11 protein-coding genes are annotated in these 11,917 nt (G+C 71.7%); 4 read left to right on the forward strand and 7 right to left on the reverse strand.

Annotated elements, in window-relative coordinates; translation table 11 throughout:
- Positions 1–18: 18 nt before the first annotated feature.
- The 6 genes from purU to J2W20_RS06720 all read right to left on the reverse strand — a co-directional run bounded on the left by purU (position 19) and on the right by J2W20_RS06720 (position 7,106).
- Positions 19–891: a formyltetrahydrofolate deformylase gene (purU, locus tag J2W20_RS06695; RefSeq protein ID WP_307005681.1), complete on the reverse strand. Its 873-nt coding sequence runs from the start codon at positions 889–891 to the stop codon at positions 19–21.
- A gap of 6 nt (positions 892–897) precedes the next feature.
- A complete protein-coding gene (locus J2W20_RS06700) occupies positions 898–1,716 on the reverse strand; it encodes a methylenetetrahydrofolate reductase (protein ID WP_307005853.1) in 819 nt (272 codons plus the stop codon).
- 318 nt (positions 1,717–2,034) lie between these two features.
- Entirely contained in the window at positions 2,035–3,537 is a 1,503-nt protein-coding gene (locus J2W20_RS06705) for an aldehyde dehydrogenase family protein (protein ID WP_307005682.1), read from the reverse strand.
- Between the two features lie 49 nt (positions 3,538–3,586).
- Positions 3,587–4,540: a VOC family protein gene (locus J2W20_RS06710; RefSeq protein WP_307005683.1), complete on the reverse strand. Its 954-nt coding sequence runs from the start codon at positions 4,538–4,540 to the stop codon at positions 3,587–3,589.
- Between the two features lie 36 nt (positions 4,541–4,576).
- On the reverse strand, positions 4,577–5,707 hold the full coding sequence (locus J2W20_RS06715) for a 4-oxalomesaconate tautomerase (protein ID WP_307005684.1): 1,131 nt from the start codon (positions 5,705–5,707) through the stop codon (positions 4,577–4,579).
- Positions 5,700–7,106 carry an aminomethyl transferase family protein gene (locus J2W20_RS06720; RefSeq protein ID WP_307005685.1) on the reverse strand — a complete coding sequence of 469 codons (1,407 nt, stop codon included), beginning with the start codon at positions 7,104–7,106 and terminating at the stop codon, positions 5,700–5,702. Before J2W20_RS06720 ends, J2W20_RS06715 begins: the two co-directional genes overlap by 8 nt.
- A 186-nt stretch (positions 7,107–7,292) precedes the next feature.
- On the opposite strand from J2W20_RS06720, the gene ligM reads away from it, so the two are divergent.
- Positions 7,293–8,708 (forward strand): vanillate/3-O-methylgallate O-demethylase, encoded by a 1,416-nt coding sequence (gene ligM / locus J2W20_RS06725; protein WP_307005686.1) that lies wholly within the window; start codon positions 7,293–7,295, stop codon positions 8,706–8,708.
- A 47-nt stretch (positions 8,709–8,755) separates the two neighbouring features.
- Here ligM and J2W20_RS06730 read toward each other — a convergent pair whose 3' ends face one another.
- Entirely contained in the window at positions 8,756–9,463 is a 708-nt protein-coding gene (locus J2W20_RS06730; RefSeq protein ID WP_307005687.1) for a GntR family transcriptional regulator, read from the reverse strand.
- 87 nt (positions 9,464–9,550) lie between these two features.
- On the opposite strand from J2W20_RS06730, the gene J2W20_RS06735 reads away from it, so the two are divergent.
- From J2W20_RS06735 to J2W20_RS06745, 3 genes are all read left to right on the forward strand, one after another.
- Positions 9,551–10,342, forward strand: a complete 792-nt coding sequence (locus J2W20_RS06735; RefSeq protein WP_307005688.1) for an NAD(P)-dependent oxidoreductase — start codon at positions 9,551–9,553, stop codon at positions 10,340–10,342.
- Positions 10,343–10,432: 90 nt separating this feature from the next.
- The gene (locus tag J2W20_RS06740; protein ID WP_307005689.1) at positions 10,433–11,215 is read left to right on the forward strand and encodes an ABC transporter ATP-binding protein; all 783 of its coding nucleotides are present in this window, start codon (positions 10,433–10,435) and stop codon (positions 11,213–11,215) included.
- Positions 11,202–11,912 (forward strand): ABC transporter ATP-binding protein, encoded by a 711-nt coding sequence (locus J2W20_RS06745; protein ID WP_307005690.1) that lies wholly within the window; start codon positions 11,202–11,204, stop codon positions 11,910–11,912. Before J2W20_RS06740 ends, J2W20_RS06745 begins: the two co-directional genes overlap by 14 nt.
- The last annotated feature ends 5 nt before the right edge of the window (positions 11,913–11,917 follow it).

Consider the following 11,917-nt stretch of genomic DNA (forward strand, 5'->3'; position numbering starts at 1 on the left):
GAGGGTCTGGGGTTGGGGTCAGAAGACGATGGTCTGGTTGCCGTGCCGGATCACGCGGTCCTCGGCGTGCCACTGCACGGCGCGGGAGAGCACGGCGCGCTCCACGTAGGCGCCGCGGGCCTGGAGGTCGGCGGCGGTGTGGGCGTGCGTGGCGCGGGCCACGTCCTGCTCGATGATGGGTCCCTCGTCGAGGTCCTTGGTCACGTAGTGGGCGGTCGCGCCGATGAGCTTCACGCCGCGCTCCTTGGCCTTGCGGTAGGGCGCGGCCCCGATGAACGCCGGCAGGAACGAGTGGTGGATGTTGATCAGCGGGACCCTGACCCGGTCGAGGAAGTCCGCGGAGATGATCTGCATGTAGCGGGCGAGGACCACGAAGTCGACGTTGCCCGCCAGGAGCTTGAGGATCTCATCCTCGGCGCCGGACTTGTCCGGGCCGGCGGAGGGGACGTGGAAGAACGGGATGCCGAACGAGCGCACGTCCTCCGCGGTGTTGGTGTGGTTGGAGATCACCATCGGGATGGTCACGGGCAGTTCGCCCCGCCGGTGCCGCCACAGCAGTTCGAGGAGGCAGTGGTCCGAGGTCGAGGCCATGATGGCCATCCGCTTGGGCACGGACAGGTCCGTGAGCGTCCACTGCATGTCCAGCGGGCCGAGGGTCGCGGCAAGGTCCGCCTCCAGATCCGGCATCGCGAGCGCGAGGTCGGGCCGGATGAACTCGACCCGCTGGAAGAAGTCCCCGCCCGTGGGGTCGGTGGAGTACTGGTCGAGCGTGACGATGTTGCCCTGGTTGCGGGTCACGAGCGCCGCGACGGCCGCCACGATGCCAGCCTTGTCGGGCCCGTGCACGATCAGGCAGGCGCGGTCCTTCCGGGCTTCGGTGTGCAGTGCCATGGCGGCCTAGGACCGTTCGGCGGTGAAGGTGCGCACCCAGTCGGCGGTCGCCTTGAGGCCGCCGAACGTGTAGAAGTGCAGGCCGACCTTGCCGGGGATCCCCGGGTGCGGCCACGCGTCCGTGAGGGCGGAGGCGAGGTCGTCGACGAAGTGCTCCGGCCCGGCCTCGCCGAGCAGGTTCGTGAGGGAGAAGCCGTACTTCTTCACGATCATGGCGTTGGCGCCCACGCCGAAACGCCGCGCGAAGCCCAGGAGTCGCTTGATCCCGGCCGGGCCCGGGGTGCCCACGCGGATGGGGGCCTCGATGCCCTTGGCGCGCACGCCCGCGATCCATTCGGCCACCGGCTCGGTGTCGAAGGCGAACTGGGTGAGGATGACGGCGCCGAGCCCCTGGTCCTTCAAGGCCGCGGCCTTGTCCTCGAGGGCCCGGGCGAGGGTCTCCTTCGAGATGTCGGGGTGGCCCTCGGGATAGCCGCCGATGCCGACCTCGCGCACGCCGTACTGCTGGAGCACGCCGCTGGAGATGACGGCGAGCGAGTCCTCGTAGGGGCCCTCCGGGACGGACGGGTCGCCGCCCACGGTGAACACGTGCTCGCTCGCGCCCACCTCCTGGAGGCGGCCGAGGAACTCCTCGAGCTCGCCCTGGGACTTGAGCCGGCGCGCGGAGATGTGCGGGACGGGCGTGAACCCGTGCTCGCGGACGGCCTTCGCCGCGGCCACCCGCATCTCGAGGTCCTCGTTGCCGAGGAAGGTGATGTTGATCCGCGTGCCGGCCGGGATGTGGTCCTTGGCCTCGAGCAGGCCCGGCACGTCCTTGCCGGTCATCTCGAGCGAGAAGTTGTCGATCAGCTGCAGCGATGCTTCGCGGTTCGCCGCGGGTGCGCTCTTTGCCACGTTCGGGACTCCTTTCGCACGGGCGCCACGTTGCGTCCTGTGTTGAATCTAACTATCTACATAGGGAATGTCCATAGGTATTGCGGTCAGAGTTCTGCGCGCTGCCACGACGTGCCGCGGTGCGGCCGGTGAAGAACCCCCGGGGCGGGCGGAGGCGAGGAGGAGGGCCAGGCGCGGGCGCCGCGCCGCGGTCGGCGCCTGCGCCCGCTCCCCCATTGTCCTGGCCGGCATTGTCCTGGCCGGGTACAGCTACCCGGCCGCGAGGGCGTCCGGGTCGAGGTGGGCCACCGAGCGGGTGTCCTGGAGGGCGCGCACACCCTCGATCCCCTGCTCCCGGCCCAGCCCGGACTGCTTCATGCCGCCGAACGGCGCGCGCAGGTCGAGCCGGGTGGCGCCGTGGTCGTTGACCCACACGTATCCGCACACGAGCTGGCGGGCGATCCGGTCCGCGTGCGCGGGGTCCGCGGACCAGACGGAGCCGCACAGCCCGGCCCACGTGTCGTTCGCGGCCCGGACGGCCTCCTCCTCGGTGTCGAACGGGAGGATCGGGATGACCGGGCCGAACTGCTCGTGCGTGACCACGCGCAGCGCCGGGTCCGGGTCGACCACGAGCGCGGGGCGCAGGAAGTTGCCGCCGGACAGCTCGGGGTCGGCGGGCAGCGTGCCGAACTCTCGCACGTCGGCGCCGGAGGCCTTGGCCTCCTCGATGAGCTCGGCCACGAACGCCTTCTGCACGGGCGAGTGCAGCGGGCCCATGGTGGTGCCCTCGTCGAGGCCGTAGCCGATCACGGCCTTCTCGAGCCGGGCGGCGAGGCCTGCGACCACGTCGTCGAGCCGGGAGCGGTGCACGTAGACGCGCTTGGCGTTCATGCAGATCTGGCCGGTGGTGTCGAAGATGGCCGCGTAGAGGCGGTCCAGCTCGGCGTCGTCGAGGGTCGCGTCCTCGAGGATCACGGCCGGGTCGTTGCCGCCGAGCTCGAGCGTGACCCTGGTGAGGGATCCCGAGGCCATCTCCATGATCTTCTTGCCGCCCGCGACGGATCCGGTGAAGCAGACCTTGGCGATGTCCGGGCTCGTGATGAGCGCGGACATGTCCGCGTCCTTGCCGGTGACCACGTTGAGCACGCCGGGCGGGAGCTTCTCGGCGATGCGCTGGACCACGCGGGTGGTGGCGAGCGGGGTGGTGGGCGGCGGCTTGACGATCGCGGTGTTGCCGGCCAGGAGCGCGTGCGGCAGCGAGGCGCCCAGGATCGCGATGGGCCAGTTGAACGGCACGATCACGGTGACCACGCCGAGAGGCTGGTACGCGACCGTCGTCGTCACCGGGATGCCCGGCGCGGGCGCCAGGACGGTCGCGGCGTCGACCTGGTCGGCGAGCGCGAGGGCGAGGTTCCAGCGGATCTCGAAGACGAGGGAGTCGACCCATGCCTCGAGGCGGATCTTGCCGTTCTCCTGGGACAGGATCGCGGCGTCCTCGTCCCGCGCCTCCGCGATGCCCTCGATCGCGGACCTCATCCGCTCGGCCCGTTCGGCCGCACCGAGCGCGCTCCAGGCCGGGTAGGCAGCCTTGGCGGCGGCGATCGCGTCGTCGACGTCGGCCGCGCTCGCCGCGGCCGCGTGGCCGACGACGGTCCCGGGCTTGCCGGGGTCAGCCACCTCGAGCGTCGCGGCGGCCCGGCGTTCGGCGCCGCCGATGTACAGGCCCGTGGTGACGGGCGCCGCGGGGGCCGCGGGGTCCAGTGTCTCGGTCATGGTCTCCACACTCCTTCGTGCGGTGTTGTGGGTGGGTACCTCTAGGGTGTCACTGCCGCACGGCTGGCGTGCCGTGCGTGTGGAAGGTCTCGATGGTCTTCATGCCCCAGGCCTGGCCCTTCTTCCGCTCCTCCTGGCTCCACTCGACCACGGGCGAGTCGGGGTCGAGCAGGAGGCGGGCGCCCGCGTTGGCGAACTCGATGCGGTTCCCGCCCGGCTCCCAGACGTAGAGGAAGAAGGTCTGGTTGATGGCGTGCTTGTGCGGGCCGGACTCGATGTGGATGCCGTTCTCGAGGAAGATGTCTGCGGCCTTGAGGATGTCCTCGCGGGTGTCCGGGGCGAAGGCGACGTGGTGGAGGCGGTTGCCGTGCTTGAGCCAGTCGTCGGAGTAGACGATGTCGTAGGACTTGTTGTTGAAGTGGAACCACCAGGCCGCGTAGCCGCCGTCGTCGAGCTTGATGCGCTCGGACTCGCGCCCGCGCAGGGCCCTGGCGACGAACTCGCCGTTGGCCACGACGTCCTTGGCGAGGTAGTTGATGTGGTCGAGCCGGCGGGCGTTGACGCCGCGGCCGGGGAAGCGGGAGGCCTGGTTCTTCAGTGCCGGCCTGTCGTCCGTGGCCTCGTACCGCTCGGTGTCGTAGTAGATCCCCATCTCGTGCCCGTCGGGGTCGCGGAAGGTGAACGTCCGGCCGGTGCCGACCTCGCCGTCCTCCCAGCCGATGCCCAGGCCCATCTCCTCGATGGCCCGCACGCGCCGGTCGAGGGCCTCGGCGCTCGTGGTGCGGAAGGTGGTGCGGCCCACGCCGGCGTCGTCCGAGGCGGTGAGCTTGATCGTGTAGAGCTGGTACTCGTCCCACGTGCGCAGGTACACGGAGTCCCCGGCCTCGGCGACGACCCGCATGGCGAGCAGGTCCTGGAAGAACCACAGGCTCTTCTCGAAGGTCGGGGTGAGGAGCTCGACGTTGCCCAGGTGGGCCACGTCGAACGAGGTGTAGTCGGTCATTGCTGTCCTCTTTCGTGCTGCGGGCGCGTGGGGCTGCTACAGGCGGGGGCGCGGGAAGACGCGCCCGTCGAAGATCTTCCGGGCGGTGCGCAGGGCTGCGGAGCGGACGACGGCGAGCCCTCCGGGGGCGCCCCCCTCGCCGGCGGTGCCGCTCCCCGCAGTCGCGGCCGGTGCGAGGGCCACGTCGACGTCGAAGTGCCCGGTGGGGTGCTCGATCCGGAACGGGGCGCCCTCCTCGGGCAGGGCCGCGAGGGCGTGGCCCACCGAGCCGGGCGCGAGCACGCCGGCCGCGGCGGTGAGGGCGCCGAGCACGCCGATCGAGGTATGGACGCGCACGGGCAGGAAGCTGCGGGTGGCGACCGCTCCCCCGGCGCGCGGGGCGGAGAGCAGGACGAGCTTGGGGACCGTCGTGCCGCTCACGTCCCCCATGCCCATGAGCTCGGCCGCGGCGGCCCTGATCTTCGCGATCCTGGCGGCGAGGTCGGCGTCGGCCTCGAGGTCGGCCGGCGCCTCGTCGCCGCGCACGCCGAGGTCGGCGGCGCGGATCAGGACGCTGGGCATGCCGTTGTCCACGCACGTCACCTCGACCCCCTCGACCGTGTCGAGGACGCTGCCGGTCGGGAACAGGGCCCCGGTCGAGGAGCCCGCGGTGTCCTCGAAGTCGAGCGAGATCGCCCCCGCGGTGCCGGGCACGCCGTCGATCGCGAGGTCGCCGTCGTAGTCCACCGCGCCGCCAGGGGTGGCGAAGCGGGCGGTGGCGACGCTGTCGCTGTTGACCATGCGGATCCGCACCTCCGTGCGCTCGGGCCCCGCGGGGACGAGGCCGCGCTCCACGGCGAAGGGGCCGACCCCGGCCAGGAGGTTGCCGCAGTTCTGCCGGTCCGTCACGAAGGCCTCGTCGACGCCGAGCTGGAGGAAGAGGTAGTCGACGTCGGCCGATCCGCTGCCGCCGCCTCCGCGATCGGGCGAGGCGGAGACGACGGCGACCTTGCTCGTGAGCGGGTGGGCGCCGCCGAGGCCGTCGATCTGGCGCGGGTCGGGCGTGCCCATGATGCGCAGGAGGAGCTCGTCGCGGGCGGCGGGGTCCGCGGGCAGGTCTGAGGCGAGGAAGTACGCGCCCTTGGAGGTGCCCCCGCGCATCAGGAGGCAGGGGATCCCATCAGGCATTGGCACGGTACACGGTCCTGGCGAACTCGTGGTACGGGGCCGGGGCCACCGTGGCGCGGATGCGGACCTGGCGGTGGTCGGCGTCGACCGAGGCCTTGCGGGAGATGGGGTCCTCGCCCCAGACGACCTCGACCTCGGCGCCGTCGGGGACGTCGGCGTCCAGCGTCGCCAGGGACATGTAGAGCTGGTCGTAGGCGACGTAGCCTGCGTCGGTGGAGATGCCCGCGCGGCGGCCGGCGTGGATGACCTCGTCCATCTGGAACAGCCCGTAGCGGGCCTTGGGGAAGTCGAGGTACTTGGCCGGGGTGCCGGGCTCAAGCTGGGAGCGCACCACGGCGGCGACGTCCTCGGCGTCCCAGATGAGCGTGACCTTGCGGCGGCGCTGGTTCTCGGCGTGCCGTTCGAGGGCCTCGCGGCCGTGGAAGTCGTGGTCGAACCGCACGGACCGGCCCAGCCCGATGTCGTAGGGGGTCATGTAGTAGTCGTGCACGTCCTCGGAGTAGAGGGAGCCGCCGATCGACCCGGCGCGGGCGGCGGGGAGCCAGGCGCGGTACTCGGCGAGGTCGTCGTCGAAGATGGCCGGGAAGGGGGTGGGCACCCAGCCGGACTCCAGGGGGGAGGCCGAGTAGGCCTTGGCGCCGACGCGGCGGATGCCGAACTCCTCGCCCGCCTCCATGAGGGCGGCCAGCACCGTCTCGTGGTCCTCCCAGGGGCCGTAGAACTCGAAGCCCGGCTGGCCGGCCATCCCGTGGCGGAGGGCCTTGACCGGGCGGCCGGCGATCTGGACGTCGCCGATATGGAAGAACTTGATCTCCGGGATGGGTCCGGCGAAGACCTTCTCCATGACCTCGTTGGCGCGCGGGCCCTGCAGCTCGTACCGGTAGAACGTGGGCGGGCCCTGGCGCATGTGGGAGTTGGCCTCGAGGCGGTGGTGCACGTCCTGGCCGGCGGCCGCGGCCTTCTCGACGTTGAAGCGGACCCAGTCGATGAGCAGGTGGTGGCCGATCAGCACGAGCCCCTCGGGGGCGTCCTCGTGGTAGAAGAGGATGCCGTCGCCGATGAGGTACCCGTCCTGGTTGACCGCGATGAGCTGCTTGGCCACCCCGGGGCGGAAGGTGCCGAAGGTGTTGGGCGAGATCGAGGACAGCAGCGGGATGAGGTCCGAGCCGCCGAGGAAGAGCTGGGTCATGTGGTGCGACTGGTCCATGAGGGCCACGGTCGTGTTCCACGCCCGCTGCTCGTCGCGCCAGTTCGTGAATTCGGGCGCCACCGGGAACGTGAACGCGGGCCAGTCCTGGTTGCGCAGCAGCTCGACAGGGCCGCCCGCTCGGGCGATCGCCTCCGCCAGGGACTCGGTGGCGGCCCGTTGCCCGGTGCCTGCCAGTGATTCTGCGGTCATCGTCGACCCTTCCCTTCGCGCGTGTCGGCCGGGCCCCGACGAGGGCCCCGGAGGGGGTGTCCTGCCAGACAACCACGGGCCTAGCCTCCGGTCAAGGTATCGAATACATTATTGTCACCAATCGCGTCGTCAGTGCTGCGGCTCCTTCCTGTCGGAAGCACTCGTCGAGACCGAAGGAGAGAACCCATGGCAGAGAAGAACCTCCAAGAAGTGCTCGATGCGGCCGGAGGCACGCCGCAGAGCACGGTCGAGCACCTGCGCAACTCCCAGCTCGGCACGTACATCTACCCAGTGGTGCCGGCGGAGTTCACCAACTGGCGCCGCGAGCAGAAGGCCTGGCGCGAGGCCGCGGTCCTCTACGACCAGTCGCACCACATGGTGAACTTCTTCCTCAAGGGGCCGGACGCCCTGCGGCTCCTGTCCGCCACGGGCATCAACAGCTTCGCCAACTTCCCCGTGGACACGGCCAAGCAGTTCGTCCCGGTCGCCTCGAACGGCGGCGTGATCGGGGACGGCATCCTCTTCCATGAGGCCGAGGACGAGTACGTGTTCGTGGGCCGCGCCCCGGTGGCCAACTGGCTGCAGTTCCATGCCGAGACCGGCGGGTACGACGTCGAGTACACCTACGACGACCGCTCCCCCTCCCGCCCCTACGGGCAGGCCGTCTCCCGCGAGTACTACCGGTTCCAGATCCAGGGCCCGAACGCGTGGCAGATCATCGAGAAGCTCGCCGGCGGACCGGTCGAGAAGGTCAAGTTCTTCCACATGGGCCACATGGAGATCGCCGGCGGCCGGGTCCGGACGCTCCGCCACGGCATGGCCGGCGCGCCGGGCCTGGAGATCTGGGGCCCCTACGAGCAGCACGGGCGGGTCCGCGACGCCGTCCTGTCCGCCGGCGCCGAGTTCGGGATCGAGCCCTGCGGCTCCCGGGCGTACTCCTCCAACACCCTCGAGTCCGGCTGGATCCCCTCGCCGCTCCCGGCGATCTACACGGGCGACGGCGAGCGCGCCTACCGCGAGTGGCTCCCCGCGGACGGCTACGAGGCGATCAACGCCCTCGCCGGCTCGTTCGTCTCGGCGGACATCGAGGACTACTACCTCAACCCGTGGGAGCTCGGCTACGGCTCGTTCGTGAAGTTCGACCACGACTTCATCGGCCGCGACGCCCTCGAGAAGCTCGACCCGGCCGCCCAGCGCAAGAAGGTCACCCTGGCCTGGAACGACGAGGACCTCGCCGCGATCTGGGCATCCTTCCTCGACCGGGACCGGCCCGGATACCAGTTCTTCGACCTGCCGAACGCGAACTACGGCTCGTCCAACTACGACTCGGTCGTGGACGCGGACGGCACCGTCGTGGGGCTCTCGCTCTTCACCGGCGTCACCGCGAACGAGCGGCGCGGGCTCTCGCTCGCGACGGTGGACCCGAACGTCGAGCTCGGCACGGAGCTGCGCGTGGTGTGGGGCGAGCCCGACGGCGGCTCCCGCAAGACCACCGTGGAGCCGCACGAGCAGTTCGCGGTGCGCGCCGTGGTGAGCCCGGCCCCGTACTCCGTCACCGCGCGCACCGAGTACCACGGCGGCTGGCGCACCACGGGATCCTGAGCCCTACGCCGGCAGGGCCGCTCCGGGCCCTGCCGGCGCCCTCGGCGCTAGACGGCCTCGCGGGCCGTGACCTCCCGGAGGGCCTCGATGACGCTGAGCAGGTGGGCCCGGACGGCCCGCTCGGCGGCCTCCGGGTCGCGGGCGAGGATCGCGTCGATGATGGCGGTGTGCTCGAGCACGGAGACCTTGGCTCGGGCGGGGCGGGACGAGAGCCTGAACTGGTGCCGCACGCTCTGGGCGTGCAGCCGGGCGAGCACGTCCGAGGCCGTGGCGTGGTGGCTGAGCTCGCGCACCCGGACATCGAGGGCCCTGTTCAGGCGGGAGTACTCGACGAGGTCGCCCTCCTCCACTGAGGCCGCCATGTCGTCCCTCAGCCGGGCGAACTCGGCCGCCTGCTCGTCGGTGAGGTGCTCGGCGACCTTCGCGGCGCACAGGCCCTCGACGCCGATGCGCACCTCGAGGATCTCGATCGCCTCGTCCACCGAGATGGCCCGCACGCGCGAGCCCTTGTTGGGCAGGCGCTCCACGAGGCCCTCGCCCGCGAGCTCCAGCAGGGCGGTGCGCACGGTGGCGCGGCTGGCGGAGAAGGCGGCGCTCAGGTCCGCCTCGATGAGCCGCTGGTTGGGCGCGTACTCGCCGCGGACGATCGCGTCGCGGATCTGGTCGGTCACCGGTGCGTGGGCCCCACCCTCGGAGGGCGCGCCGCCCGCAGGCGACACGGCCGCCGTCGCCTCGTTCACCGCTGCTGGCGCCATGGTCCGCTCGCTTCCTGGAGAGCCCTCGCGGCCCGGACGGAGCCGCGATATTGTCTACAATCTTAGAACCAATCGCGGGAGGACCGCATGCGCATCGCCGTCCTGGGCCTCGGTGAGGCCGGAACCATCTACGCGACGGACCTGGCCGCGCACGGGGCACACGTCGCCGCCGCGGATCCCCGCGCCGCCGCCGCCCCGCCCGGCGTCGTGCTCGTCCCCGGCACGGCCGAGGCCGTCACGGGCGCCGCCCTCGTGCTGAGCCTCGTCGGCGCCCGCGCGGCCTCCGCCGCCCTCGCCGAGGCGCTGCCCGCGATGGCGCGCAGCGCGGTCTTCGCCGACCTCAACACGGCGGCGCCCGAGGAGAAGCGCCGCCTCGCTCAGCAGGCGGCCGGGGCCGGGGTGCGCTTCGCCGACGTCGCCGTCCTCGCCCCGGTCCCCCGGGCGCGGATCGCCACGCCGCTGCTCGTCAGCGGCCCCGGCGAGGCCGCACTCACCGCCCAGCTCGCCGAACTGGGCATCCCGGCCACGTCGGCCGGCCCGGAGCCCGGCGCCGCCGCCGGCCTCAAGCTCCTGCGCAGCGTGTTCATGAAGGGGCTCGCCGCCACCATCCTCGAGGCGGTGACGGCGGCGAGCGCCGTCGGGGCCGCCGGCTGGGTCACCGACCAGATCGCCGCCGAGCTGGGCCCGGACGGGGCGGCCCTGGTCCAGCGGCTGCTCGAGGGCACGCGCCGGCACGCCGTGCGGCGCGAGGAGGAGATGCTCGAGGTGCGCTCCTACCTCGATGCCCTGGGCTCCGCGCACCCCATGACGGACGCGACCATCGAGTGGCTCCGCACGGTGTCCGCGGCGGCACCTCCATCCGGCATCCAAAATCGTTGACAATCTCGTCTCCGATCCGTAGCTTCAATGCCAAGCGGCTGTGATCCGTTCCACAGGCCGCGGGCAAAGACGCACAACGGAGGTACGCCGATGGCAGCACGCCTGAGCCTGAGCGACGTGAACCTGCACTTCGGCGGCGTCAAGGTGCTCCAGGACGTGAGCTTCGAGGTCGAGCCCGGCACGATCTTCGGACTCGTCGGCCCCAACGGGGCGGGGAAGACCTCGCTCTTCAACTGCATCAGCGGCCACTACCGGCCGAGCTCCGGCTCGATCACGATCGACGGCACCGAGGCCGTGGGGCGCGCGCCCTCGCACCTGGCCCGGATCGGCCTCTCCCGCACGTTCCAGCACCCTGCACTCCAGCTGCGGGCCACCGTCCTGGAGAACGTGGTCCTCGGCGGCCACACCCGCCTGCCGGGCGGGCCGCTCTCCTGGGCCCTCGGACTGCCGTTCACCGGCCGGGCCGAGCGGGCCATGCGCACCGAGGCGCTCGGGCTCCTCGACCGCGCGGGCCTCGCGTGGGCGGCGGACCGGCCCGCGGACGAGCTCTCGCACGGGCTCCACAAGGGCATCGAGCTGTGGCGGGCCCTCCTGGCCCGGCCGTCGCTGCTCCTGCTCGACGAGCCGGCGGCCGGCCTCTCCCACGGCGAGGTCGAGCAGCTCATCGCCACCGTGAAGCAGGTGCGCGACCAGCAGGACATCACGATCGTGATCGTCGAGCACCACATGGGCCTCATCTCCGCCCTCACGGACCGCGTGGTGGTGCTGGACCACGGCCGCAAGCTCATGGAGGGCACCGCGGCCGAGGCCCAGGCCGATCCGCGGATCATCGAGGCCTACATCGGGAAGGACGCGGCCGATGACGCTGCTTGAACTCGACGGCGTCACTGCCTCCTACGGACCCGTCCAGGTGCTCGAGGGCGTCTCGCTCACGGTGCCGGAGGGCGGCGCCGTCGGCGTTCTCGGGGCGAACGGCGCGGGCAAGACCACCACCCTGCGTGCCATCAGCGGCACCGTCCGCACCGGCGGGACCATCCGGTTCGCCGGCCGGGACATCCGCGGGCTGCGTCCCGACCAGGTCGCCGGGCTCGGGATCGCGCACGTGCCCGAGGGCCGCGGCACGCTCGCCCAGCTCAGCGTGCGCGAGAACCTCGCCGTGGGCGCCTACCTGCGCAAGGACCGCAGGCAGATCGAGAAGGACATCGACTACTGCCTCGAGCTGTTCCCGAACCTCCGGAACAGGATCGGCTCGCGGGCCGCGGCGCTCTCCGGCGGCGAGCAGCAGATGCTCGCCGTGGGCCGGGCGTTCATGGCCAAGCCCAAGCTCCTCCTGCTCGACGAGGCCTCCCTGGGCCTCGCGCCCAGCACGGCGAAGACGGTCTACGACGCCATCCGCCGGCTCCGCGTCGAATCGGGCATCGCGATGCTCGTGGTCGAGCAGAACGCCAACCTCGCGTTCTCCCTCGTCGACACCGCCACGGTGCTCGAGACGGGGCGGACCGTGCTGACAGGGACCTCCTCCGAGCTCAAGGGCATGGACGAGATCCGCCGCGCCTACCTGGGGGGCTGAACCCG

Source organism: Sinomonas atrocyanea (assembly GCF_030812675.1).
Taxonomy (GTDB): Bacteria; Actinomycetota; Actinomycetes; order Actinomycetales; family Micrococcaceae; genus Sinomonas; species Sinomonas atrocyanea_B.

What these genes read in the sequence shown, in the direction of transcription:
- purU (WP_307005681.1), bottom strand. Translation starts at nt 891, where the DNA reads ATGGCACTGCACACCGAAGCCCGGAAGGACCGCGCCTGCCTGATCGTG.
- J2W20_RS06700 (WP_307005853.1), bottom strand. Translation starts at nt 1,716, where the DNA reads ATGACCGGCAAGGACGTGCCGGGCCTGCTCGAGGCCAAGGACCACATC.
- J2W20_RS06705 (WP_307005682.1), bottom strand. Translation starts at nt 3,537, where the DNA reads ATGACCGAGACACTGGACCCCGCGGCCCCCGCGGCGCCCGTCACCACG.
- J2W20_RS06710 (WP_307005683.1), bottom strand. Translation starts at nt 4,540, where the DNA reads ATGACCGACTACACCTCGTTCGACGTGGCCCACCTGGGCAACGTCGAG.
- J2W20_RS06715 (WP_307005684.1), bottom strand. Translation starts at nt 5,707, where the DNA reads ATGCCTGATGGGATCCCCTGCCTCCTGATGCGCGGGGGCACCTCCAAG.
- J2W20_RS06720 (WP_307005685.1), bottom strand. Translation starts at nt 7,106, where the DNA reads ATGACCGCAGAATCACTGGCAGGCACCGGGCAACGGGCCGCCACCGAG.
- ligM (WP_307005686.1), top strand. Translation starts at nt 7,293, where the DNA reads ATGGCAGAGAAGAACCTCCAAGAAGTGCTCGATGCGGCCGGAGGCACG.
- J2W20_RS06730 (WP_307005687.1), bottom strand. Translation starts at nt 9,463, where the DNA reads ATGGCGCCAGCAGCGGTGAACGAGGCGACGGCGGCCGTGTCGCCTGCG.
- J2W20_RS06735 (WP_307005688.1), top strand. Translation starts at nt 9,551, where the DNA reads ATGCGCATCGCCGTCCTGGGCCTCGGTGAGGCCGGAACCATCTACGCG.
- J2W20_RS06740 (WP_307005689.1), top strand. Translation starts at nt 10,433, where the DNA reads ATGGCAGCACGCCTGAGCCTGAGCGACGTGAACCTGCACTTCGGCGGC.
- J2W20_RS06745 (WP_307005690.1), top strand. Translation starts at nt 11,202, where the DNA reads ATGACGCTGCTTGAACTCGACGGCGTCACTGCCTCCTACGGACCCGTC.